Source organism: Porphyromonas somerae, from assembly GCF_022845615.1.
GTDB classification, from domain to species: Bacteria; Bacteroidota; Bacteroidia; order Bacteroidales; family Porphyromonadaceae; genus Porphyromonas_A; species Porphyromonas_A somerae.
Genome location: NZ_AP025559.1, coordinates 2,503,841 through 2,527,919, shown reverse-complemented (window position 1 = coordinate 2,527,919; position 24,079 = coordinate 2,503,841). Strand labels below are relative to the sequence as shown.

At 49.7% G+C, this 24,079-nt stretch carries 18 protein-coding genes; 8 read left to right on the top strand and 10 right to left on the bottom strand.

The genetic code is table 11. From position 1 onward, the window contains the following. Nucleotides 1–736 precede the first annotated feature (736 nt). Genes MWL85_RS10635 through MWL85_RS10615 form a run of 5 tightly spaced genes read left to right on the top strand, consistent with a single transcriptional unit; the run spans nt 737 to nt 10,862 of the window. Nucleotides 737–3,748, top strand: a complete 3,012-nt coding sequence (locus tag MWL85_RS10635) for a SusC/RagA family TonB-linked outer membrane protein (RefSeq protein ID WP_244400694.1) — start codon at nt 737–739, stop codon at nt 3,746–3,748. A 20-nt stretch (nt 3,749–3,768) separates the two neighbouring features. Then, nucleotides 3,769–5,361, top strand: a complete 1,593-nt coding sequence (locus MWL85_RS10630) for a RagB/SusD family nutrient uptake outer membrane protein (protein WP_244400693.1) — start codon at nt 3,769–3,771, stop codon at nt 5,359–5,361. A gap of 14 nt (nt 5,362–5,375) precedes the next feature. Next, nucleotides 5,376–7,088: a BACON domain-containing protein gene (locus tag MWL85_RS10625; protein WP_244400692.1), complete on the top strand. Its 1,713-nt coding sequence runs from the start codon at nt 5,376–5,378 to the stop codon at nt 7,086–7,088. Nucleotides 7,089–7,112: 24 nt separating this feature from the next. Further along, complete coding sequence (locus MWL85_RS10620) at nt 7,113–9,896, top strand: S8 family serine peptidase (RefSeq protein WP_244400691.1); 2,784 nt, start codon at nt 7,113–7,115, stop codon at nt 9,894–9,896. 21 nt (nt 9,897–9,917) lie between these two features. After that, nucleotides 9,918–10,862: a PorV/PorQ family protein gene (locus MWL85_RS10615; protein ID WP_244400690.1), complete on the top strand. Its 945-nt coding sequence runs from the start codon at nt 9,918–9,920 to the stop codon at nt 10,860–10,862. Between the two features lie 881 nt (nt 10,863–11,743). Here the strand turns inward: MWL85_RS10615 and MWL85_RS10610 are convergent. The 6 genes from MWL85_RS10610 to pyrH form a co-directional block, all read right to left on the bottom strand. Beyond that, complete coding sequence (locus MWL85_RS10610; protein ID WP_244400689.1) at nt 11,744–12,223, bottom strand: acyl-CoA carboxylase biotin carboxyl carrier protein subunit; 480 nt, start codon at nt 12,221–12,223, stop codon at nt 11,744–11,746. Nucleotides 12,224–12,265: 42 nt separating this feature from the next. After that, nucleotides 12,266–12,457 carry a hypothetical protein gene (locus tag MWL85_RS10605; protein WP_244400688.1) on the bottom strand — a complete coding sequence of 64 codons (192 nt, stop codon included), beginning with the start codon at nt 12,455–12,457 and terminating at the stop codon, nt 12,266–12,268. A 29-nt stretch (nt 12,458–12,486) separates the two neighbouring features. Beyond that, a complete protein-coding gene (locus tag MWL85_RS10600; protein ID WP_244400687.1) occupies nt 12,487–14,040 on the bottom strand; it encodes an acyl-CoA carboxylase subunit beta in 1,554 nt (517 codons plus the stop codon). Nucleotides 14,041–14,086: 46 nt separating this feature from the next. Next, nucleotides 14,087–14,506, bottom strand: a complete 420-nt coding sequence (gene mce, locus MWL85_RS10595) for a methylmalonyl-CoA epimerase (RefSeq protein WP_018029302.1) — start codon at nt 14,504–14,506, stop codon at nt 14,087–14,089. A 600-nt stretch (nt 14,507–15,106) separates the two neighbouring features. Continuing rightward, nucleotides 15,107–15,805 carry a tetratricopeptide repeat protein gene (locus tag MWL85_RS10590; protein WP_244400686.1) on the bottom strand — a complete coding sequence of 233 codons (699 nt, stop codon included), beginning with the start codon at nt 15,803–15,805 and terminating at the stop codon, nt 15,107–15,109. Nucleotides 15,806–15,889: 84 nt separating this feature from the next. After that, nucleotides 15,890–16,606: a UMP kinase gene (gene pyrH, locus MWL85_RS10585; RefSeq protein ID WP_070706419.1), complete on the bottom strand. Its 717-nt coding sequence runs from the start codon at nt 16,604–16,606 to the stop codon at nt 15,890–15,892. Between the two features lie 218 nt (nt 16,607–16,824). Here pyrH and MWL85_RS10580 point away from each other — a divergent pair, with 218 nt between their 5' ends. From MWL85_RS10580 to MWL85_RS10570, 3 genes are all read left to right on the top strand, one after another. After that, on the top strand, nt 16,825–17,121 hold the full coding sequence (locus MWL85_RS10580) for a type II toxin-antitoxin system RelE/ParE family toxin (RefSeq protein WP_244400685.1): 297 nt from the start codon (nt 16,825–16,827) through the stop codon (nt 17,119–17,121). An 8-nt stretch (nt 17,122–17,129) separates the two neighbouring features. After that, nucleotides 17,130–18,251, top strand: coding sequence for an XRE family transcriptional regulator (locus tag MWL85_RS10575; protein WP_244400684.1), 1,122 nt, complete (start codon nt 17,130–17,132; stop codon nt 18,249–18,251). A gap of 137 nt (nt 18,252–18,388) precedes the next feature. Then, complete coding sequence (locus tag MWL85_RS10570; protein WP_244400683.1) at nt 18,389–18,841, top strand: copper resistance protein NlpE; 453 nt, start codon at nt 18,389–18,391, stop codon at nt 18,839–18,841. 90 nt (nt 18,842–18,931) lie between these two features. Here MWL85_RS10570 and abc-f read toward each other — a convergent pair whose 3' ends face one another. The 4 genes from abc-f to MWL85_RS10550 form a co-directional block, all read right to left on the bottom strand. Next, complete coding sequence (gene abc-f, locus MWL85_RS10565; protein WP_244400682.1) at nt 18,932–20,815, bottom strand: ribosomal protection-like ABC-F family protein; 1,884 nt, start codon at nt 20,813–20,815, stop codon at nt 18,932–18,934. Between the two features lie 9 nt (nt 20,816–20,824). Next, nucleotides 20,825–21,517 carry a TapB family protein gene (locus MWL85_RS10560; protein ID WP_244400681.1) on the bottom strand — a complete coding sequence of 231 codons (693 nt, stop codon included), beginning with the start codon at nt 21,515–21,517 and terminating at the stop codon, nt 20,825–20,827. A 66-nt stretch (nt 21,518–21,583) separates the two neighbouring features. Next, nucleotides 21,584–22,324, bottom strand: coding sequence for a response regulator transcription factor RprY (gene rprY, locus MWL85_RS10555; protein ID WP_026161647.1), 741 nt, complete (start codon nt 22,322–22,324; stop codon nt 21,584–21,586). An 8-nt stretch (nt 22,325–22,332) separates the two neighbouring features. Then, nucleotides 22,333–23,835 (bottom strand): sensor histidine kinase, encoded by a 1,503-nt coding sequence (locus MWL85_RS10550; RefSeq protein ID WP_244400680.1) that lies wholly within the window; start codon nt 23,833–23,835, stop codon nt 22,333–22,335. Between the last annotated feature and the right edge of the window lie 244 nt (nt 23,836–24,079).

The following is a 24,079-nucleotide window of genomic DNA, read 5'->3' as shown; positions in this document are numbered from 1 at the left end:
CCCACACATTTTCCCATTGGAGGAGGGCAAAAATTGAGTTGCAACTAAGCGATCGGCGAGATGCAACTAAGCAAATGACGAGTTGCAACAAAGCAAAAGCTTAGTTGCAACTCAGTTTTTTGTTAGATAGGGGATGCCCCAAAAGCACCCGCCAGGGTGCTCCATGGCGTCCGACCTGTCTGCCTTGTCTGACCTGTCCGAAAAGGGCAGGGTGATCTCGGGCAAGGACTCCATTTATAGGGTCGCCACGCCCGCCTTGCTTCTTATATATATTAAGTCTATTAAAGAGTACAAAAGCATTTATTATGGTAATATGGGTTGCATATTAAAAATATATAGTATATTTGGGCATTGATTCAAATGTTTACATTATCTTTAGCGAATAAATCAAAATGATTGGGCCGATGGAATCAAGGATGTTTATCCTTCAGGTCAAGACAATAGACTTTCTGTGGCGACAAATCAAGCGACAGGATGCTTATTTGCTCTGTAATAGATAAATTAAGGTGTGGGCACAATATCCACACCACGCTAGAGGTATCCCAAATCCTCGACTATTCGCTTTTTACGACTAACCTATACTGAGTGCCTTCAAGGGGCACCATCGCTTCACTGACCAACAAAGATTGGTCAGCCTAGAGAATGAGCTATGCATCCACAAAAGGATGCAAGTGACGGCAGAGTATTATACACAACTATTATAAACAACAAACATATATCATTTCGAATAATTTTTATGAGACACAGACGCTGGTACTGTCTCCTATTGATAAGTCTACTAGCTGTGATCGGGCTTTCGGCACAGACGACTTCGGGCATCAGGGGACTTGTATATGACGAACTGGGTGAGCCAGTAATTGGTGCGACGGTACGTGCCAAGGCAGACCCCTCCAAGGGAACTACCACCAACCTGGATGGTCAGTTTACCCTCCCTGTCAAAGCAGGTGATGTAATTATTATCTCCTATGTGGGGTATAAGACGGTAGAGCTACCGGCACAGAATGGCATGGAGGTACACCTCCAGGTAGATAGTGAAGTACTGGACGATGTGGTGGTGATCGGGTACATGACCCGTAAGATCACCAATACCTCCGCTTCGGTGGTGAAGATCAGTGCCAAGGAGCTCTCTAGCAAGCCCAATGCCAACCCTCTGGATGCTATTCAGGGTAAGGTCTCTGGTCTGCAAGTTTACTCCAACTCTGGTGAGCCCTCTCAGCAGCTCTCCCTTGCCCTCCACGGACAAGGGTCGCTAGGAGCAGGTACGGGGCCACTATTCATCCTCGATGGCATGCCTATTAGCACCGCTGCTATCCGTGCAATGAACCCCAATGACTTTGAGAGCATGCAATTCCTAAAGGATGCTTCCGCCACCTCTATCTATGGTGCGAGGGCGGCCAATGGTGTTGTCTACATCACCTCTAAGCGAGGCAAGCAGGGGGAGCGTGCTGCAATCAATGTGCGTGGGCAGTATGGCGTCTCTACACTTGCCAATACCTCTTACTTCGACCAGCTGATGACTGGCGAGGAGCTAGGTAGGTACTATGTAGAGACAGGTCTCTTTGAGAGCCAAGAGAAGTGGGACGCCTTTAGGGCAGAGCACTTCGGGAATACCGACTTCCGCTGGTACGATTATATCTACCAGAAGGCACCCCTTTACCAAGGCGACCTCTCTATCTCAGGCGGTACTAATAAGACCAGCTACTACCTCTCGGGTGGCGGAATGTCGCAAAAGGGTCTTCGCGAAGGCTCGAAGTACGACAAAGTCTTTGCGCGTTTCAATCTTAGCTCTGAGCTCAATGAGTATATCCGCCTAGGGCTCAACACCAATGTCTCTTACGACTGGACCCAAACCTCACCCCTCGGCCCTAAGAGTGCACTGGGCGGTATGGGTGCCCTCAACCTCCCCTTCGTATCGCCTTACGATAAGAATGGCAAGGAGCTAGACTACATTGATGTACTGGGCATCGGTACCCCAGGGTATGAGATTGATAAGAAGCCAGCAGAGTCGCAGAACTTCCTTCTCTCGGCCAATGGTAATCTCACCATCACCCCTATCAAGCATCTGACTATTCGGTCGATGGCGGGTGTGGAGATGGGCTACAGCAAGTATTTTGCACGCGTGAAGCCAAGCTACCGCAAAGCGTATGGCAATGGCTCTTCGTCTCGCTCCTTTGGGCAGGTGATCAACTTCTCTACCACTAATACCATCTCCTACGACTTCGACCTAGGGGATCACGGACTGACCACCCTCCTCGGTCAGGAGTACATCAATTACTACGATGATGGGCTTTCTGCTTCGGGCGCAGGGATTAAAAACGACCACCTCCTTTCACTCAATATGGTGACCAAGGACAAGTCGTTTAGTGAGAGCACCCTCTCTTATGCTTTCCTCTCCTTCTTCGGACAGTTTGCCTACAACTATACCAACCGTTACTTTGTAGACTTAGTGATTCGTAACGACGCTTCGTCGCGCTTTGGTCCGAATAAGCGACACGCCACCTTCTGGTCGGTTGGTTTGCTTTGGAAGGCGAAGAATGAATCTTTCCTCTCAGAGGTCGCGTGGCTTGATGAGCTCGACTTCAAGGCGAGCTACGGTACACAGGGTAACTCCTCTATTCCTCCCTACTACACTGAGCCATACGCTGGTAGCAGTGGTCAATACAAGGGCGAGATGGGCTTGGGCCTAGCCAATACCGGTAACCCCGACCTCAGCTGGGAGACGCAGAGCAAGCTCACCGTGGGCTTCAAGAGTAGGATGCTGGACCGCATCGGGCTGAGCATAGAGTACTACCACAGGCTCACCACAGATATGCTATTCGAGGTGCCTCTCGACTTCACTTCGGGCTTTGGTATTGGGCAGTACGACTACTCTTACAACCTCCAAAACGAAGGGGCTTACCTCAACCAAGGTATCGACCTTCAGCTCGATCTAGACCTCGTCAAGGCGAAGAAGGGCTACCTCACCGCCTTCCTCAACTTCAACTACAATAGAGACAAGGTGATCTCTCTCTTTGGCGGTCGCGACTCCTTCTTGCAGCCAGGGACTGCCCTTGCCTACCAAGTGGGTAAGCCCGTTACTTTCTACATGCCTATCTACAAAGGGGTGAATAGCGAGACAGGTCGCCCAGAGTGGTTTAAGCCTGGGGTAGACCCTATGAAGAAGACGATGAACCACGATCAACTCGCTGATGAATACACCGCTTCACTAGAGCAGAATACCGATATCCCAGCCTTCACTCCGATGACTGGTGGTTGGGGACTAGAGGGTAGATATGGCAACTTCTTCATGAGTGCCAACTTTGCCTTTGCTCTTGGCAAGCACATGATCTCAGTAGACCGTCAGTACTATGAGAGCGACGCCAATGTGCGCAACTTTGAGAGTACCAACTTCAATGCCTCCCGTAGGCTCTTTAACTACTGGAAGCAACCAGGCGATAAGGCCGACTACCCAAGTCTAGCCTACCAGAGAGAGAAGAATAAGCAGCACGCTTCACTTTACCTTGATAGTGGATTGATCGAAGATGCCTCCTTTATGCGACTTAAAAACCTCACTATCGGCTACGACCTACCACGTGAGTGGATAGAGCGTCAGGAGGTGATCAAGTCGGCAAGGATATTCTTCTCTGGCCGTAACCTCCTCACCTTTACTAAGTTCCAAGGTATTGACCCAGAGGTCAATCACAGTGTATCTATGGGAGTTAACCCAAATACGAAGCAGGTGAGCGTTAATTTTGAATTAGGCTTCTAATGATAGAAATACAGGAGAATATGAAGATAAATAATATATACAGAGTGATCTCTATAGCACTGCTGGGGCTACTCCTAGCATCGTGCAATCTAGATAAAGAGCCACTAGACTATATCCCACTCAAGAAGTCTTTTGCCGATATGGATGGGCTGAAGGCATGGGACAATGGCACCACAATATTGCTACGCACTAGGCTCTTTGGTGGTTCCGCCACCCTACCTCAGGAGGTACAGGCCGATATGCTCAATATGCACATTATGCACAATAGCTACGGCGCCTTCCACGGCTGGCACAGTCTGAGAGCCGATGAGGCCACCTTTGATGGGCTTTACCACTCCTACTATGTGGCATTAGCCGATGCTAATACGCTCCTCGATGGGCTAAGCAATTACGACATCAATAAGGAGCAGAACCCCGAAGCAGCCAAGGCAACCATCGATACCTACGCTGGGCACGCTCACTTTGCTAGAGCCTTTTATTACTATAGTCTAGCAATCCGCTGGGGCGTACCCTACAAGGAGGAGAGTGCCGCGACCGACCTCTGCGTGCCTTTGGTGAAAAAGGTGGATCCCCTCACGATGTACCCTCGTGCCAGCAATAAGGAGGTGTGGGACTTTATCCTACAAGAGCTAACACTAGCCGAGGAGCTACTCACCTCCACACCAGGAGCCGAGGGGGCAGACTATATCTCACAAGATGTGGCTACAGCACTCAAGTCGCGTGTCTACCTCTATATGGGCAAGATGCCAGAGGCTCTCGCCACTGCAGAGAAGCTCATCAATACCCAGAGGTACAGCCTCACTAAGCCCGACGAGATGGATGTCACAGGTGTAACGGCTATTGAGGCAATGTGGCACAAAGATACCGGACGGGAGCAGATCTATCAGCCATTTATCAGTAAGCCCGACGAACTTCCAAGTACCCTCGGTCTTTACGGTGCCAACCTCGAGGCCAATAGATGGTGGAGAGAGAATAAACACAGAGATATTGCGATCAATACTCCTCCATTCCTTCCAGCCGGCTGGCTCAAGGAATTCTATCAGGAGGGTGACCTCCGCCGTAAGGTGTACTTTGAGGAGGCCATGACCGTTATCACCCCTGCCGACTACGGTCGCACCTCTCAGGACGTGGTATGGGTAGTCTCTAAGTTTAAGGGTAATAAAGCCTACTCCGACCTTGATAGCCAAGTGTGGGGTGGCTATGTGCCCAATGGGCTACAGGCACCAAAGCCTTTCCGCTATGCCGAGCAGGTACTGATTGCAGCTGAGGCGGCCTATGAGAGTGGCGATAATGCCAAGGCTCTAGACTACCTCAATCAGCTCAAGGTATCCAGAGGGCTGGAGAGCGTAGACCTCTTTGGCACCGACCTACAGCAGGAGATCCGTGATGAGCGTACCCGCGAGCTCGCTTTCGAGGGCTTCCGCCTTTGGGACCTCCGCAGGTGGGGTATGGGAGTCAATCGTCACGACCCTCAAGAGCGAGAGGTACTCAATAAAGAGTACGACCTTCATCTCAATATCCCAGCCGGTGACTACCGCTTTGTGTGGGGTATTCCTCAAGTACTATTTAAGATCAATCACAAGCTCATCCAAAACGAAGGATGGGAAAAATAAATAGGCGACACCATATGAATAAGACAATCCAACGACTATATTTGCTCCTCGGGCTCGTGGCACTATTAGCCACTAGCTGTAAGCAGCAGGAGGAACCCGATGTGCTTTCGCTCGACTTACCGACTAGCCTTATCACATTTACACAGGCTGGAGGTTCGCTCGAAGTAGGTGTCATCACCACAGACGACCAGTGGTCTATTGAGCAAGGACCTAAGAGCGATTGGCTCAAGGTGGAGAAGGTGAAGGATGGCGTTAAGCTAACTGCCGAGGAGAACCACACCGGCAAGAAGCTAGAGACCAAAGTCACCATCACCCTTCGTGGACTCCGTAAGGAGATAAAGGTGACCCAGTCGAGTACCCTCAAGACACTCGCCGTAGAGAAAACATCATGGGATGTTGGTAGCGAAGGCGGCGAACTAATCATCCCTGTAATTGCCAGTGGCAACGACTGGAGCTATACCCTCTCGGAGGAGAGCCCATGGCTCACCGCAGAGAAGAGTGGCGATAGCAAGAGCTTGAAGGTGATGGTACAGCCATCCGTCGACCCCAACCCTCGTGAGGTCTATATCGCACTCAGCTATGGCGAGAGTGCCACCTTGCGTATCCGCCAAGTGGGTGTCCGTCTATTCCCAGACTTTAAGCTACTACCCGATATGACCCGTACCGATGTGGAGGCGTATGCTCAGGAGGTGGGTCTCCAACAGGATGCCGAGCTGATCGACGTTACTCAATGGAACGATGATGGTACTGAAAGCAAAGTGAAGAAGACCCGTAAGGATGCCACCTGGACTAAGGACGACTTCTTCGCCACCGATGCACAGCGGGCTAAGTACCTAGTTTATCAATACAACAACTCTGATAAAAACAAGGTATTTGCTATGCACATAGTCGGGGTAGAGGGCACTGAGTTTAGCCAGGAAGATGTGGCTACCTATCTCTCTTCTAAGGGCTTTTTCAAGGGTGGCGAAGACCCAAGAGGAGGTGAGATATGGGTTAAAAACGACCTTGCCGCACTCCTCCAATACGAGGCTAAGGTCTTCTATAAACATAGCCAGCAAATGCACTATGCCTATCCTAAGGCGGCTCGAATCACCATCTCTCTTCCTAAAAAGATTGATCCCGATGATGTCGGTGCTATTATGACTGAGTTTCCTACCGATCGACTAGATACTTTCCGCGACCCTGCCATTCAGTTCGAGCAAGTGGAGGCGTTTGAAAAGGGCCGTGGCTTTAGGCTAATGACCGGTGAAGACGATGGTTATCCTTTCTGCAAGAAGAGTGATGTGGAGGGTTACACCCACCTTTATGAGTATGTACAATTTGAAAATGTACACCGTGATACCGCGAAGGAGGGCGACCTCATCTCTACACTCTACAACTTCCTCATCCCAGGAATGGACAACTATGGTAAGGACTACAACGTCACTGCCACTAAGGAGAATGCAGGAGCGATCGGTCAGCGTATCGATATGTACAAGGGCTATAAGAAGTTCTTTACCCGCCATGACTGGACTGGAGCTTGGAATCTCAAGCCAGAGGTAGTTGAATTGGCAAAGAAAAAGGGGTACGAACTAGCTCATACCGACAGAGGAGAGTATGGCTGGACCTACTTCACCAAGGGCGACGACGTCATCTTCATTGCCCCTGGAGAGGATAGCGTACAGGTAGCCTACTTCCGTAATGCCAAAACAGCTGAAACAGCTCGCAACAACAAACGTCAGGATTAATCATTACGACATATCAATAGGATTATGAAATCAATACAATATAGACTGAGCTGGTGGCTCACCCTACTGCTACTACTCTCCACGAGCTGCCAAAGAGAGGCACTCCAAAGAGGAGAGATGCCCGACACAGAGGCGACACCCGACCTCACCCTAGCACCTAATATGGTGCCAGGGGAGGCGATTGTGAAGCTCAAGGCTTCTGCCGATCGTTCATCTGAGAGCGAGCTACGAGGCCTACTCGGTAATCAGCTTCGCAGCCTTACCGATGAAGTGAAGCTCGAGCCGATCTTTACGATTGGTGGTGCTTACGAGGCACTACAGCGTGAGGCGGGATTGGATCGCTGGTACAAGGTAAGTTTTGACCCCTCTACCGACCTCTCACAAGCACTTACTGAGCTACAGAAGAGTTCGCTAGTAGAGGTGGCTCACGGCAATAAGTACGCCACTCAGACAGCAGCTACTTACCAGTCTGCTCCAAGCCTCCGTGCTGGTAGTGATACTTACAACCAAGGGTACGCGAAGTTTACCAATCCCGACCCCCTTCTCCCCTATCAGTGGCATTACCAAAATGAAGGAAGCAGCAATGACCCCTTCTTTTTAGCTGGTGCTGATATCAACCTATTCAAGGCGTGGGAGGTAGAGACAGGTAAAAAGGAGGTGATCGTCGCCATCATTGACTCGGGTATCGATGGGTATCACGAAGACCTCCAAGGTAGCCTGTGGGACAATCCAGAGGAGCCGGGCACCTATGGCTACAATTTTATCACCAACTCCCCTTATATCACCCCTGGCTTCCACGGTACTCACGTAGCTGGTACCATCGCCGCCCGCAACAATAACGGCATCGGCGTCTCGGGCATCGCTGGTGGCGACGGCACGCCAGATTCTGGAGTACGCCTCATGAGTATTCAGATATTCAATAGAGACAACCACCAAGATTGGGAGCGTGCCTCGGCACCTATCGAAGACATCGCCAAGGGCTTCCAATGGGCGGTGGAGCATGGCGCTACGATTGCCAATTGCTCATGGGGCTTTGATGATCAAAGGTACAATAACGACTACCCTGTAATCAAAGATGCGATCCAATACTTTGTAGATAATGCGGGAGTAGACCCACAGACCAAGGAGCAAAAGCCCAACGCCCTAATGAAAGGGGGGGTGGTCATCTTTGCCTCGGGTAATGAGGGACTCAAAAACGACCTCGTATTCCCTGGCTGCTACGACTCGGTAGTGGCGGTGGCTGCCTTTGGTGCCGACTTCCAATGCACCTCCTACAGTAATATCGGTGATTGGGTAGATATTATGGCACCCGGTGGTACGCTCGATGCCCCTACGCGCCTGCAAGGTGGTATCCTCAGCACCATCACCGATTCTTTCCTCTATATGAGAGTGCCTGGCACCAACCTCACTGGTAGGGACTTCCAATTCCCTGGCAATGATAAGTACAGCTACCAGCAAGGGACCTCAATGGCTACCCCTCACGTCACTGGTATTGCAGCACTGGTGATCTCCAAGTTTGGTAAGCAAGGGTTTACCAGCGAGATGCTCAAGAAGCGTCTACTCACCGCCACCAAGACCATCGACTTCCGTGCCAAGCACGATAATAAGTGGAGAGATTGGCTCGGCGCGGGCTATATCGATGCTGCTCGCGCACTCGAGGAGGATAAGGGAGAGGCTCCAGTGATGTCAGAGATCACACTCGGTGAAGTGGGCTATCAAAAGGTGACCATCAGCTGGCTACCCGCCAAGGATGGTGATGCCATCGACCAGCTCGCTAGTAGCTATCTCCTCACGCTCACCACAGAGGGCAAGGAGCCAATCACCATCACTGTGCCCAACTATGAGCATAAAGAGGGTACAGCCATTGAATACACCTTTGAGAAGCTGGAGGATGGCACCAAGTACCACCTAGAGATCGAGGCAAAGGACCGCTGGGGACACTCCTCTAAGAAGAGTACAGACTTTACCACAAAGGTGAACCACGCACCAGCCATCACCAACCTCCCTGCCACACTGCCTGTGGTGCTCTCCAAGAGCCTTCCTTTCTACAACCTAACACTCGAGATCAAGGATGAGGATGGGCACAAATGGAGCGTGAAGGAGGCGATAGAGCAGGCTGGGGTCAAGGCAACGGTCAAGGAGAATAGCATCGAGCTACTCTTCCTCATCTCTGATATCGAGCTAGGGGAATACACTCTGCCGATTGTACTGGAGGATGAACTAGGTAAGGTCTCTACTACCAAGCTCACCTATAAAGTGGTGAACTACGAACCGGTCAAGAAGATCGCCGACTTTGGGACGGTATCCATTGGCCGCTATGCAGAGGCTATGCAGGTAGAGCTATCCGATAAGTTTGAATCTCCCAGTGGACTAAAACTCTCATACGCAGCCAAGACAAGCGATAGCACCATCGCTACCGTTCGCCTAATCCCTGGCACTACCAAGCTAGAGATCACCCCAAAGAAGGTGGGTAGCACTATGGTGCAGATCATCGTATCGGATGGCACCAAAGAATTCACCAGTGGCTTCACCGTAAAGGTGGTGGGTAGCTCCGAAGCAGCTAGAGAAGCAGGGGGTACCTTTATCCTCTATCCGGTGCCTACCGAAGGGGTACTCAATATCCAGACAGGTACCGATACTGCCATGCCTCGCGAGGTGATCATCACCACGCTGAGAGGGGAGCTAGTACACCGTCAGTATATTGACCGCGACAAGGATGGCATCTCTCATGTCAATCTCAAGAAGCTCACCCCAGGAGTCTACCGCATACATCTCGGTAAGACCATCCGAACCATTGTAAAGAAATAATGACTATTGAAGCAGAATAATATGAAGCGAATATTATACATCGTTGCCCTCGCCCTTCTAGGCACCACCCTAGCAATGGGGCAAGGCTCGCCACTCCCTCTCCTAGAGGGCAATACTAGCGCACGCACCCTCGCACTCGGTAAAGTGCGTGGTGCTGGTGCCAAGGATATGTATCTCTATACCAATCCTACCGCTTTTCTAGCCAATGGAGCTACCTTTCAAGTGGATGGCAACATTGAGATTTTCCCTAAGCTAGAGTTCGGCAGAGAGTTGCAGTACACCCTCTCGGGAGCATGGTCCTTTGCCCCTTCTCACGCACTCTTTGTGGGCGGACGCTACTCAGGTGGTCTTAAGATAGAGGTGGAGGGAATGCCAGGCGAAAAGGTGGAGAGCTCCTTCAGACCCTATAGCCTGAGTGCTGATCTGGGATATGCCTATGCTGTAGAGCACTGGGGCTTCTTTGCGAAAGGAAGCTACCACCGCACAGCTCTTCAAATAGAGGCAGAGACCTATCTATTTGGTGCAGGAGTGAGTTACCTCAATCAATATACCCTCTTCGGAAAAGGAGTGGAATACGGTCTGCACGCCATCATAGATGGTGTCGGTGCTCCTCTACGCTACAGAGCTAGTAACGATAGCTACACAATACAGCCCACACTGGAGCTCTCTACCGACCAAACCCTATCACTAGCCGAGAAGCACCAGCTTACCCTGATACTCGGAGCAAGAGGCACCCTAAAGGAGGGCCCCGCCAACTACCGAGCTGCAGGTGTGGGGCTAGAATATAGCTACAATCAGCTACTCGACCTCCGACTAGGGTATGACTACCACACCCTTCGCGACCACTCGCTAGGCTTCGGTATCGGCGGAAAGCTCTATGGTGTACACCTAGACCTAGGGTACCAATTAGGGTTCCGTACCTACTCAGTCAATACCTTGATGGTCACCGCTGGATACGCCTTCTAATCTCCAGCCCCCCATATATACAGAGACCCAGGACTACTAGCCCTGGGTCTCTTCTATTTATGTATAATCGTATGCCCCCACCAATCCCAAACGACGACAATATTGCACGAAAGATGAGGGCAAGTTGCACGTAGGGAAACAGGTGATATATCGGAGCAAAAGTTGAGATGCAACTAAGCAAAAGCTTAGTTGCATCTCAGTTTTTGGTTAGTTAGGAGCTCCATTTTGGTGAGATATAGAGGAGTGTCAGAGGCACCCCACCTGAGCACCCGACAGGGTGCCATTCAGCTAGCCCCCAGTCAAGGCTCGCAGAGCCGAAGACTGGCGGGTAACCAAGAGTACTACACCCTACGACCCTTGTGGTCGCACAAGCCGATATAGGTGCGACCACAAGGGTCGAATACTATACCGTGACCTTATCCCGCCAGTCGTTCGGGGCGAATACGCCCCTCCGACTGGGGGCTAGCTGAGTGGCACCCTCGCGGGTGCTTCCCTAACACGCTCTCCTTCAGAGGACAGTGTAGGCATTGACAAACACTTCATCTTGCATTATAGTCAAGGATCTTTCCTCGTGCAGTTTCTTTGTGGAGAATGTTGCACGAAAGATGAGATACAAGGCCTGAGGATGAGGGCAAGGTGCACGCAGGGCACCAAGGTCCTAACGGGGCGTTGGGAGCGTATTCGCGTACGTGACCGAGCCCGAATTCCGATAGCAACTTTATGTGCCTTGGCATCCTTACGGAAGCCTAGGCGCAGCAGATCGCCTTCGTGCAACAGTCTCTTGTGAGTGGTTGGATCAACGATATTTAGAGCTGGGTAAATAAAGCGGGGCGAGCAATGTGGATTGCTCGCCCCGCTTGGTTAATGATATGGCTATTGGATTACTCGATGGTTACGAGTGTGTCGCCATCTTGTACGGTATCGCCCTTATTGATTTGGATAGAGCTGATGACACCATCGCGGTCGGCTTTGATCTCATTCTCCATCTTCATCGCCTCGAGCACCATGATCTTTTGGCCCTTCTTGACGCTAGCACCTACACTCACTAGGATGTCGATGATAACGCCTGGAAGTGGAGACTTGATAGGCGCGCCTGATGCCTTGCCACCGGCTGCAGGAGCTGCCTTTGGTGCCTCTGCTGCTGGAGCTGGCTCCTCGACCTTTGGAACTACTGGAGTAGCTTTTGGAGCGGCTGCCTTTGGGGTAGTTGCTGCCCATGCCTCTTGGTCTATGTCGAAGGCTCTATCTAGCTCTACCTCGTAGCTATTGCCATTTACTCTCACCTCGGCTTTATCCTCTTTGATGCTTACCACGTCTACATGGTACTTCACACCATTTATGGTATAGTCAAATGTCTTCATATTATATGTCTGTCTATTCTCGTATTCTCTTTACTCTCGACGCTATCGGGCATATCGTCTCTCTGGTTGCTGACGCATGGTCAGTTCCTTTGATGCCCATGCTGAATTGCGAAGCTTTGCATCGTTGATAGTGATGATATTGCTCTCTCTATCGTACGGTGTCCCAAGTGTCTCATGGAGTGCCAAAGCAATCGCTGCGTACACGTCCTGCGAGGAGGGAAGTTTGATATTCATAATCTTTTCCTCTTTTCTGGTGAAACTTCTTATAGTGGGATGTTATCGTGCTTCTTAGCAGGAAGGGTGAGCTTCTTATTCTGCAATTGCTTCAAGGCACGAATGATGCGGAAGCGGGTGTTGCGTGGCTCGATGACGTCGTCGATGTAGCCATAAGAAGCTGCATTGTATGGATTGGCAAATGCCTTGCGGTACTCTGCCTCCATCTCGATAGCCTTAGCTGCTGGATCCTCAGCCTCTTTCACCTCCTTAGCAAATACAACCTCTACGGCACCGCTTGGTCCCATCACTGCGATCTCGGCTGTTGGCCAAGCGTAGTTGATATCGCCACGTAGGTGCTTAGAGCTCATCACGATGTAGGCACCACCGTAGGCTTTACGCAGGATGCAGGTTACCTTTGGCACAGTAGCCTCACCATAAGCATAGAGTAGCTTAGCACCGTGGGTGATCACTGCGTTGTACTCCTGACCGGTACCTGGTAGGAATCCAGGAACGTCTACGAGGGTAACGAGTGGAATATTGAAGGCGTCGCAGAAGCGTACGAAGCGGGCTGCCTTACGAGAGGCGTTCACGTCGAGTGAACCGGCCTTGCTCTTTGGCTGGTTGGCTACGATACCTACACTCATACCGCCCATGCGTGCGAATCCGCAGATGATGTTATCAGCGAAATCCTTGTGTACCTCTAGGAACTCTCTATTATCTACAATCGCTCCAAGTACCTCGTACATATCGTAGGCCTTATTGGGGTTATCTGGGATAATATCATTGAGAACGTCCTCCATACGATCGATAGGATCGGTGCACTCTACGAGCGGTGCTGTCTCCATATTGTTGGAGGGGATGAAGCTGATCAACTTCTTGATGAGGTCGATACCCTCTAGCTCGGTAGCTACTGCGAACTGAGCTACACCACTCTTAGAGGCGTGAACAGAAGCTCCACCAAGCTCCTCTTGGGTCACATCTTCGTGGGTAACGGTCTTCACTACCTTTGGTCCGGTAAGGAACATATAGGAAGCACCCTCTACCATGATGATGAAGTCGGTAAGGGCTGGTGAATAAACAGCACCTCCAGCACATGGGCCAAAGATAGCTGAGATCTGTGGTACTACACCGCTGGCAAGGATATTGCGCTCGAAGATCTCGGCATATCCTGAGAGTGCATTGACACCCTCTTGGATACGGGCACCTCCTGAATCGTTGATGCCGATTACTGGAGCACCTACGCGCATCGCCATATCTTGGATCTTGCAGATCTTGGCAGCGTGCATCTCACCCAGTGAGCCTGCAATGGCTGTGAAGTCTTGTGCAAAGACATAAACGAGGCGACCGTCAATGGTACCGCAACCTGTAACTACACCATCGCCGAGGACTTTCTTCTTGTCCATGCCGAAGTTGGTAGAGCGGAGCTCCACAAACATATCTATCTCCTCAAAGCTTCCCTTATCGAGTAGCTGATCAATACGCTCGCGGGCGGTCATCTTGCCCTTGGCGTGCTGCTTTTCGATTCTTGCTTCGCCACCACCGAGACGTGCCTTCTGACGCATCTCGATCAGCTGCTGTAATTTATCTACTTGAGTACTCATATCTAATACTTCTATGTGATTTATTCTTCTCTGTAGCTACCGCTTGTTACTTCTCCTCTGGGTGGCAGCAAAACTCGGTTAGCACCTTGCCAGTAGACTTGGGGTGTGCGAAGCCGATCATCAGACCCTCTGCACCACGGCGAGCTTGCTGGTCGATCAGTGTAACGCCCTTCTCCTTGGCCTCTTGGAGTGCCTTGTCGGTATCATCTACGCAGTAAGCGATGTGGTGGATACCCTCACCACGCTTCTCGATAAACTTTGCGATGGTGCTATCAGGGCTGGTAGGCTCTAGTAGCTCTATCTTGGTCTCGGAGTTACCTACCTTGAAGAAGGCAGTCTTTACCTTTTGGTCGGCAACCTCTTCGATGTTGTAGCACTTCCAGCCTAGTACGTTTTCGTAATAAGGACGGTGCTCTTCGATGCTCTTTACAGCAATTCCTAGATGCTCAATGTGTGAGATGTTCATACTAATTTCCTAATGTTATATGTTAATATTATGTTTATCCTCCTTGAAAAAGCTAATCTGTCTACAGGGTTGATACAGTATTAGCGACCTTATCGCAAATATAGACTTTATTCTGTAAATAGCCACACAATTAGGGCAATTATTTAGGGGTTACGCATTAGGAAGGTCTTGCCGTAGGGCATTAATCGGAATATCTATGGTAAGGACCTCGGAGAGGTCCGACGGATCCTAGCCCCCGTGTCGGAGGGGGCAAGCCCCCGAACGACCGGGGGATTAACGATCATCCACCGCCCATCCCACGACCCCTTGCGGGTCGGACAACCTTCTCTAGGATTAATTTTATGTCCGAGATCATATTGTCCGACCCGCAAGGGGTCGTAAGGTGGGGAGGGGCTTCAAAACCCCCGAGTCGTTCGAGGCATTCGCCTCTCCGACTCGGGGCTAGGATCCGTCTGACCTCCCACGAGGGGAGGTCATTCATGGTAAGACTCTTTCTAATGCGTAACCCCTTGGCAATTATTTATCTCACATGCCCCAAAAGAAACCGAGCCGATACACTCATGGGAGTATATCGGCTCGGTTTAAATCTGTAAAGGTTGCTTATTTCTTCAGCTCTAGAGCTTGGAGAAGCTTCATAGCTTCTGGCAGGCTGGCTGAGTTTGGATACTTATCAATGATCGTTTGATAGCTAGCCTTGGCATTGTCGGTCTGCCCTAGTGCCTCGTAGGCGATGCCTGCTTTGATGAGGTAGATAGGGGATAGCAAACCGTTATCGGCCTTCTTTGCGGCCTCCTCGAAGTACTTAATACCCTCGGCGGTCTTATCAAGATTGACGTAGCAATCACCGATCAAGCCGTAAAGACTAGGATTGGCCATGGAGTCCTTGCTCTTGAACTTCTTGAGGTGCTTGATTGCCTCATCGTACTGGCCTAGATTGTATAGGCAGATACCGGCATAAGCCTCTGCGAGGTTGGCACTCGTGGTACCACCATACTGATCGATCACCTCTAGGAAGCCTAGTACATCGGCACCATTTCCATTGAGTGCGATCTCGAATGAGTCGCGATCAAAGTACTGCTCTGCCTTGTAGATCGCCTCTTGTGCTTTGCTAGCTCGGGGAGCCTTGTAGAGATTCTTGTAGGCAATGATACCGCCAATCACGGCGAGTAGCACTACTACTGCTATGATTAGGGTGTTGCGATTCTTGCGGATAAATTCGTCCGACTTATTGATCACCTCAATGGCACCCTCTTCAATCTTTTCAGTGGCATCAGGCCTATCTTGCTTCTTATTGCTCATATCTTATTCTGTATAACTTGGTTAGAAACCCTAAAGATTGTGCAAATCTACATAATTATTAAGAATTGACCAATAATCGGGTGGTTATTCATTAATTACTCGGGTACCAATAGGCAGTCCCTCTACTAGGAGCTTAGTGAGATTGCCAGGTGTATCCATGTCAAAGACCACGATGGGCTGATTATTCTCCATGCACATGGTGGTGGCGGTAAGGTCCATCACCTTGAGGTGGCGGCGGAGAATCTCTTGATAGGTGATCTCCTCAAAGCGTGTGGCGGTAGGGTCTTTCTCGGGGTCGGCGGTGTAGATGCCATCGACGCGGGTGCCCTTGAGCATTGCATCGGTCTCGAGCTCTATCGCACGGAGTGAGGAGCCAGTATCGGTGGTAAAGTAGGGATTACCCGTACCGCCTGAGCAGATGGCGACTTTGCCACTCTCTAGTGCCTCAATAGCATCCCACTTATTATAGTGCTTGCCGATGGGGCTCATAGGGGTGGCGGTGAAGACTACATTCTTCTGCCCCTCAGCCTCTAGGGCGGAGCTAAGAGCTAGGCTATTAATGACGGTAGCCAACATACCCATCTGGTCGCCTTTGACGCGGTCAAACCCTTTGGTGGCACCGCTCAGACCCCTAAAGATGTTGCCACCACCGATCACGATGGCTACCTGCACCCCACTCTGCACCACTTTGGTGATCTCACTTGCATACTCCTGTAGGCGAACTGGATCAATGCCGTAGCCCTGTGCCCCTTGGAGCGACTCGCCACTCAGCTTGAGTAGCACTCTTCTGTATCTCTTCATCTTTTTCACTTTTATCTAGCTGTGATTATCTGCTACAAACTTAATCATTATTTCAGAAACTCCTTTCCTCTTGCCTCTGCATTGCTTAACTTGACTGAACATCCATTAGGAGCTTAATTAACAACGACTATGACAATAGTTTAACACTTAGTGTCAAACATTATGGTTATCTTTGCCAAAGAATAGATATATCTAACGTTTTTAATCCACCTTGTTGGATGATTATAGAATTTGATAATAGTACTATACGCAAAACCTGCTCTTCTGTGGCTAATGCCGTAAAGGCCCATGGTAAGATACGATCCGACAAGTTGTTTTTAAGACTAGCACAGATTAAGGCGGCCAATACGGAGGATGAGTTTAAATATTTGCCTGGACGTTTTCATCAACTCAAGGGGAGTAGGATTGGTCAGTGGAGTTGTAGCCTTGATGGAAATTGGCGCCTCATCTTTAGAGTTGAGCTTCGAGATGATGGTAGCTACGCAGTAATTATTGAAGTAATTGATTATCATTAATTGATATTATGGCAACGAATAAAAGAGAATATATAGCTCCAGTAGCAATTCACCCTGGAGTAATGCTTTCCGAATGGCTTGAGGAGCGTGAGATGACGGGGAGAGAATTTGCTCTTCGTTCGGGGAAGCCAGAAAAAACAATCAGTAAGATACTAAATGGTAAGTCTAGGATCACTGATGATACAGCAGAAAGTTTCTCTATCGTCACAGGCATACCATCCAATTATTTACTGAGATTTCAAGCTGATTATGATGTGGCTATAGCTAGACAAAGCAATGTAAATCCTATGGAAAATCTATGGGATACATTTGGGTGCCTATTTCCATATTCAGAGATGTGTAAAGCGGGTTGGATTGACAAGAAGGAGACAAAGGTTGAGAAAATGTATTGCTTGCTCTCCTTTTTTGGACTAACTACCCATGAGGCATTTGAAATGACCTATTCACACCAAATGTTTGGAGTATCGTTCCGACAAGTTGGGCGGTCTAAAAGAACAGAATTTGGCGTTGCTGCTTGGGTACGGCAGGGGCAGATAATTGCCGACATGATGAGTATCGAAAGAGAGTTTTCTGTAGCTAAAGCGATGGGGGAGATTGATAGCTTCAAGTCGGCACTAATGGCTCACGATCTGCCACTTCTTATTAGCCTATGTAGCAATGTAGGTATCAAACTTGTTTTCGTAGAGAATATCCCTAAGGCCTCAACAAGTGGAGCTGCCTACTGGCAGGGAAGGACACCTATTATTCAGCTGTCTGGAAAGGGGAGAAGCCTTGACAAACTAGCCTTTAATTTCTTTCATGAGTTGGGTCACATTATCTACAAGCATGCCAAGAAAGGATTCTTGCTAGACGATATGGAGGAGGACTCTATAGAAAAGCATGAGATGGAAGCTAATGAGTTTGCAAGCAACCACTTGTACAAAGGGCTTAAGGAGTTCTCAACAAAGCCGACTTTGCAAGAAATCAAGGAGGAGGGAAGGCGTCTGGGTCTATCGCCATGCGTCGTCCTTGGGCATCTCACCCATAGCGGGTTAATTACCTATCCAGAGGCGAATACGAGATACAAGTCTCTCCAGTGCCCTCTAGAAATAGACTTTAAGAAGCTGCTGCCGAAAAATCCTTATTTATAAGGGTCAGTTCCACGTTTGCAGAGGAGAGGAAGTATAAATATTGGGGTGAGATTATTGTAAATCATCAAAATAGTGTACCTTTGCAACGTCAAACTTAAAGGATTAAGTTGAACACATTTATTAATGAAAGAAGAAAGATGAAAAAGATTAGTTTACTACTTGTAGCAACTGCTACATTATTCCTTGCCTCTTGCTCTAGCAAGGAGTCTAAGACAACCGAGCAAGAAGAGGCTACTCAAACCGAGGTGACCGAAGAGGTAGCTACACCTGCATACGTAGGCACTTACGAGGGAACCCTCCCTGCAGCCGACGCAGCTGGCTTTAAGACTACCCTTACTATCAATGCGGATATGACTTACCAACTTACTCAAGTAGCTGAAGGTGGTAAGGAGGAGAACAAGACTGAGGAGAGCGGTACTTACAATCTCCTAGAGAATGGAGATGTACTTGAGCTGATCACTCCTTCTACTGGTGCTAAGACCTACTACAAGGTACTTGATAATTCTGTAGCACTCGTATCGGATGCTACCGGCACTCTTGCTGAGGGCGAGCTTGCTGATAAGTATATCCTTAATAAGGTAGTTCTATAATCAGTAGCTATTTCCAGAAAAATAGAGAGTGGGCTAGATACCAACCGGTGTCTAGCCCACTCTCTTTATCTCTGCAACTACACGTATAAGTTAGATGAGCTGCTCCCACTCGGACATTGCCTTTTGGAGGGCTTTGGAGGTGGTATCGTAGTCGGTGAGGAGCTGGGGGGTTGATTGGTGAGATAGTTGTTCCTCAATAGAGGCGAGTTGCTCTTCAAGCTGAGTGATGGTTGCCTCAATCCGCTCCAATTGTTGTTGCTGGCGTCGCTCCTCTCTCTGCTGTGCCTTTTGCTGTTCGTAATCAAGGCGCCCCTCACTCTTTTCGAGGGGTTGATTGCTCTGAGTAGGGGCCTCTTCGCCTACGGCATTGGCTTGTAGCTTGCGGATATACTCCTGCATTCCGCCGAGGTGATTGACCACTCCACCCTCCTTAAATTCAAAGACCTTATCCACCAGACCATCGAGGAAATCTCGGTCGTGGCTAACGATCAGCACCGTGCCATCGTAGTTTTGGATCGCCTCCTTGAGCACAGCCTTACTAGAGAGGTCGAGGTGATTAGTCGGCTCATCAAGGATGAGGAAGTTAGAAGGGCTAAGCAGCAGACGGATCATCGCCAGTCGGCTCCGCTCTCCTCCGCTCAGCACCTCCACCTTCTTCTCAGAAATCTCTCCGCCAAACATAAAGGCGCCGAGGATGTTATTGATCTGTAGTCGGATGTCCCCTACTGCCACTCGGTCGATGGTCTCGTGGATCGTAAGATGAGGATCTAGTAGGGAGGCTTGATTCTGTGCGAAGTAAGCGGTCTCCACCTGATGCCCCAGCTTCAGCTCCCCTTCGTGTGGTATCTCGCCCATCACCGCCCGCACAAAGGTGGTCTTGCCACTTCCATTCTTTCCCACAAGTGCGATCTTATCACCCCGCTCTATGGTGAGGTCGATATCATGTAGCACTCTGTGAGTACCGTAAGCGACCGATAGCTCCTTAGTGATCAGAGGGTAAGCGCCACTCGTCACCGCCATAGGAAAGCGGAAGTGTATCGCACGGTGGTCGAGCTCCTCTACCTCAATTCGCTCTACCTTCTCTAACTGCTTGATGCGCGACTGTACTTGCACCGCCTTAGTGGCTTTGTAGCGAAAACGCTCAATAAACTCCTCGGTATCCTTGATCATCTTCTGCTGATTTTCATAGGCACGTAGCTGCTGTTGGTACCGCTCCTCTCGTAGCTCTTCGTAGTGCGAGAAGTTGGTCTTGTAGTCGTACGCTTTCCCGAGGGAGAGCTCCACAGTGCGGGTGGTGGTATTATCCAGAAAGCGGCGGTCGTGGCTCACCATTATCACCGCTGCACTACTTCGCTTGAGGAACTCCTCTAGCCAGACGATCGACTCCATATCGAGGTGGTTGGTCGGCTCGTCGAGGAGAAGGAGATCGGGCCGTCCGAGGAGGATCTTAGCCAACTCAATACGCATTCGCCAGCCACCACTAAATTCACTCGTGGGGCGGTCGAAGTCGCTTGGCTCAAAGCCCAACCCCTTGAGCGTCTGCTCTATCTGTGCGTCCTGCTCCTGAGGAGCATAGAGCGCCAATAGCTCTGTATGATTGGCGAGCCGCTGCACCAATTCCATATAGCCATCGGAGTCGTAATCGGTTCGCTCCGCTAGCTCTTGGGTGAGCCGGTCGACACTCTTCTGTATTTTCAATTCCTTATCAAAGGCGAGGCGTACCTCCTCCCGCACCGTATGCCCATCCTGAGTCAGTAGGTGCTGTGGTAGGTAGCCGATCGCCATATCGGTAGGATAGGAGAGAGCCCCTTCTGAGGGCTCTCTCTTGCCTGCTATAATATTGAGTAGGGTAGTTTTTCCTGCCCCATTGCGTCCCGTGAGGGCGATACGCTCCTTCGGATTTACCTGTAGAGAAACCTCCGAAAAGAGTTTATCCGCCCCAAAGGAGACGCCTACATTATTCAGTGCTAGCATCTAGTCTCCTTATGGTCTTGTAATCTTAACAAGTTCAGTAGTCATTACCTGACCCATAGTAGTCATCTCGGTTTTCACCACCCCCTTATTGGGCACCACCCAAGTGATTTGCTTATTCACCTGAGTTTGGTTCATCCCCATTGCCTGAGTGGTGGTCTTTACCTCCTGCTCCACCTTGATGGTCTTGAAAGTACCGGCTGGAGTGGTCACCTCTTCGTCTACAGCAGTGATCTCATTCCGAGTTATCTCAGTGATGACGTTTAGATCCATCCCTTGTACCTTAGCGGTGATGGTAGCCTTGGTCAGAGGTAGCTTATCCCCTACTTTGCCTTGGAGTGGAGTAAAGCCAGCATCGCCATCAAAGCTCATATCAATATTTGAGCCCATACCAGCCTGCTCCAAAGTAGCCTTGCTTTGAGCCAAGAGACTTTCCACACTATATTGGATCTTACCATCTGCAAAGGTAAGGGCATTCTCCATGGTCATTGGCTGCTTCATGCCAGGCACCTTGGTGACCACTTCGTAGGTGATGACGTTGCCCTCCACCTTTTTCAGTGTCTGAGTAACCGTAGAGGTACCCATCAGTTTATTCGACATCTCGTACTCATATACCGTGCCCACAGGGTCATTATCATAGTACTGTGCGTAGCTAGCGGTAAGGGTAGTAAGGGCTAAAACAAGTGTTGCTATTATCTTCTTCATAAGTTTGTTGTAGCAAATAAAGGTCGGGGGGTCTCTTGTGGAAGTCCCCCGACTCTTAGTGGATAATTATATGGTCTCTGTATTATCGTCGGTAGGTACGCTATTGGCATTAGGAGTGATGAGCTTGTACCCCTTGCCATGCTTATTCTGAATCTCCACACGCTCATCTTGAGCCAAGTGCTTACGCAGCTTGGTGATGTAGACATCCATACTACGGGCATTGAAGTAGCTATCCTCACCCCAGATGGTCTTGAGGGCATAGTTACGCTCCATCAAGTCATTAGCGTGCATACAGAGGAGCGTCAGCAGATCGGTCTCCTTAGTGGTGAGACGCTTTGGCTCCTCATCTCTGAAGGTAAGCATCTGCTTCTGCGTATCAAATACGAAGTCGCCGATATTGTAAAATGCTACTGGCTCTGGCTTCTTGCCCTGTACCCTGCGGAGTACCGCATCAATACGCATAGTGAGCTCAGCGGTATTGAATGGCTTCTTGAGGTAGTCATCAGCACCGAGCTTAAATCCCTGCTCTACATCCTCGCTCAGGGTCTTTGCGGTGAGGAAGATGATGGGTAGTGACTCGTTTTTGCTCTTGATCTTTTGTGCTAGCTCAAACCCATCCATCTTGGGCATCATCACGTCTAGGACGCAGATATTCCAGTGGTCTGGTTGTTCCTCAAAAGCCTCCCAACCGGCCTGTCCATCTTGGAAAAGATCGGTTTGGTACCCCTTGGTATTTAGAAACTCGCTGAGTAGAGGACCCAGGTTTTCGTCGTCCTCACATAGAAATACTCTTACTACGTCTTCCATCATAATCTTTATTCTTTAATTGGTAATGTAATAATAAACTTAGTTCCCTTGCCTAGCTCGCTCTCCACAGCTATCTTCCCGTGGTGTAGCGAGATGATATGCTGCACATAGGCCAGCCCTAGGCCGTATCCTTTGACATCGTGCCGATTGCCCGTCGGCACGCGGTAGAAGCGGTCAAATATCTTCTTGGCATGCTCCTTTTTCATTCCGATGCCATTATCTTGGATATATATCTTTACGTTTTTAGCATCGTTACTGGTACCCACTGTAAGGTGAGGTGGCCGCTCAATGCTTCGGTACTTGATCGCGTTATCGAGGAGGTTGAAGATAATATTGGTGAGGTGCATCTCATCGCCCTCTACAGTGGCCTGTTCTGCCCCTAGGTCCACATCAATCTCTCCCTCGTAGCTCTCCACTTTGAGGCTAAATATATTGGTGACATTGAGGAGAAGCTCCTCCATATCTATTTCCTTCAACTTTAGCTTCACCTTATCGCGGTCGAAGAAAGACATCTGTAGCACCTTATCGATCAGCAACTCTAGCCGCTGACTCTCCGCCATGATACTTGAGATCCACTTCTGTCGGCGCTCGGGAGAGGTCTCCGCCTGGTCTGCGGAGAGCATCTGGCTCGCCACCATAATGGTGCTGACAGGCGTCTTCAGCTCGTGCGTCATATTATTGACAAAGTCCTTACGCAACTCTTCTAGCTTCTTCTGCCTTACCAGTGAAACAATGGTAATCGTAAACACCACAAAGAGTAGCAACGTAAAGCCCGCCGAAGGGATAATAAACTCATACGAACTAGAGATGAGCTGCCGCTTCCCCGGGATATAGAGCTTCACAAAATACATGTGTGAGGGGTGGTCATTGGGGAATAGCACCTGCGTGTAAGTGGCATCGGCATCATCGGCCGGTATCATGCCACTGCTGTAGTACGCCCGATGGTTATTATCCACCAACTCATAGATGTAAGGCAGTGTAATGCCGTTATTGGTGAGGTAGTAGCTAATGAGCAGGTCCAGATCTTTCTCCGAAATACGCTCGTAGATAGGGGCTGGATTATTGTCGCGCACCGACTCTATGGCGAGCTGAATCACCATCTCACGCACCTCGTTATACCGCTCCGTGAAGGCCTTCATCAGTTCCCGAGAAGCCTCCTGAATCCTATCGGGGCTCTGCTTCTTGGCTATCCTCAGAGGGTCTTGTGGCAATTGGTCTAGGCCGAAACGCAGGCTATCAATCTGTAGCTGCTTGTTTTTCTCCTTCAGGTTGTTCTCTAACGAAAGAAGGCTCGACGAAGTGGAGAAGCCAAGGCGGTCCGAAACCAGACGTGACATCTCGTCGCGCTCCACATCCTGACTTACCGAAGAGAGTGCCTGACGTACACGACTATCAAACTGCTCATTTCGGAAGCGGTAGACCACGTCGACATAATTGAGCTGCATCAGTAGCAACCCAATCAGGGCTAGTGCCATAGCCACAACGATTAACCAAAGCGTCCACTTCTTCATAACGTGAGCAAGGTACGCATTATTCTCTTTGTATTAACAAAAAGAACGTTAAACATTTAAGGCGCAAATGTTAATTAAAGCAGACAACTAAGGCAGTAACCCTATGGTAATAGGGTAGTTACGCCCATTTAGAGAATGTTTCACGAAGTGACATTCTCGGCACATTTGCAAATGTGCTGAGACTTTGCACGAAGGATGAGATGCAAGGCGCTGAGGATGAGGGCGAAGGGAGCGTACTCACGTA

Coding starts and splice junctions, on each gene's coding strand:
- MWL85_RS10590 (WP_244400686.1), bottom strand. CDS start 15,805: ATGAGCAATAAGAAGCAAGATAGGCCTGATGCCACTGAAAAGATTGAA.
- MWL85_RS10560 (WP_244400681.1), bottom strand. CDS start 21,517: ATGAAGAAGATAATAGCAACACTTGTTTTAGCCCTTACTACCCTTACC.
- MWL85_RS10605 (WP_244400688.1), bottom strand. CDS start 12,457: ATGAATATCAAACTTCCCTCCTCGCAGGACGTGTACGCAGCGATTGCT.
- MWL85_RS10615 (WP_244400690.1), top strand. CDS start 9,918: ATGAAGCGAATATTATACATCGTTGCCCTCGCCCTTCTAGGCACCACC.
- MWL85_RS10575 (WP_244400684.1), top strand. CDS start 17,130: ATGGCAACGAATAAAAGAGAATATATAGCTCCAGTAGCAATTCACCCT.
- mce (WP_018029302.1), bottom strand. CDS start 14,506: ATGAACATCTCACACATTGAGCATCTAGGAATTGCTGTAAAGAGCATC.
- MWL85_RS10550 (WP_244400680.1), bottom strand. CDS start 23,835: ATGAAGAAGTGGACGCTTTGGTTAATCGTTGTGGCTATGGCACTAGCC.
- MWL85_RS10635 (WP_244400694.1), top strand. CDS start 737: ATGAGACACAGACGCTGGTACTGTCTCCTATTGATAAGTCTACTAGCT.
- MWL85_RS10630 (WP_244400693.1), top strand. CDS start 3,769: ATGAAGATAAATAATATATACAGAGTGATCTCTATAGCACTGCTGGGG.
- pyrH (WP_070706419.1), bottom strand. CDS start 16,606: ATGAAGAGATACAGAAGAGTGCTACTCAAGCTGAGTGGCGAGTCGCTC.
- MWL85_RS10580 (WP_244400685.1), top strand. CDS start 16,825: ATGATTATAGAATTTGATAATAGTACTATACGCAAAACCTGCTCTTCT.
- MWL85_RS10625 (WP_244400692.1), top strand. CDS start 5,376: ATGAATAAGACAATCCAACGACTATATTTGCTCCTCGGGCTCGTGGCA.
- rprY (WP_026161647.1), bottom strand. CDS start 22,324: ATGGAAGACGTAGTAAGAGTATTTCTATGTGAGGACGACGAAAACCTG.
- abc-f (WP_244400682.1), bottom strand. CDS start 20,815: ATGCTAGCACTGAATAATGTAGGCGTCTCCTTTGGGGCGGATAAACTC.
- MWL85_RS10600 (WP_244400687.1), bottom strand. CDS start 14,040: ATGAGTACTCAAGTAGATAAATTACAGCAGCTGATCGAGATGCGTCAG.
- MWL85_RS10610 (WP_244400689.1), bottom strand. CDS start 12,223: ATGAAGACATTTGACTATACCATAAATGGTGTGAAGTACCATGTAGAC.
- MWL85_RS10570 (WP_244400683.1), top strand. CDS start 18,389: ATGAAAAAGATTAGTTTACTACTTGTAGCAACTGCTACATTATTCCTT.
- MWL85_RS10620 (WP_244400691.1), top strand. CDS start 7,113: ATGAAATCAATACAATATAGACTGAGCTGGTGGCTCACCCTACTGCTA.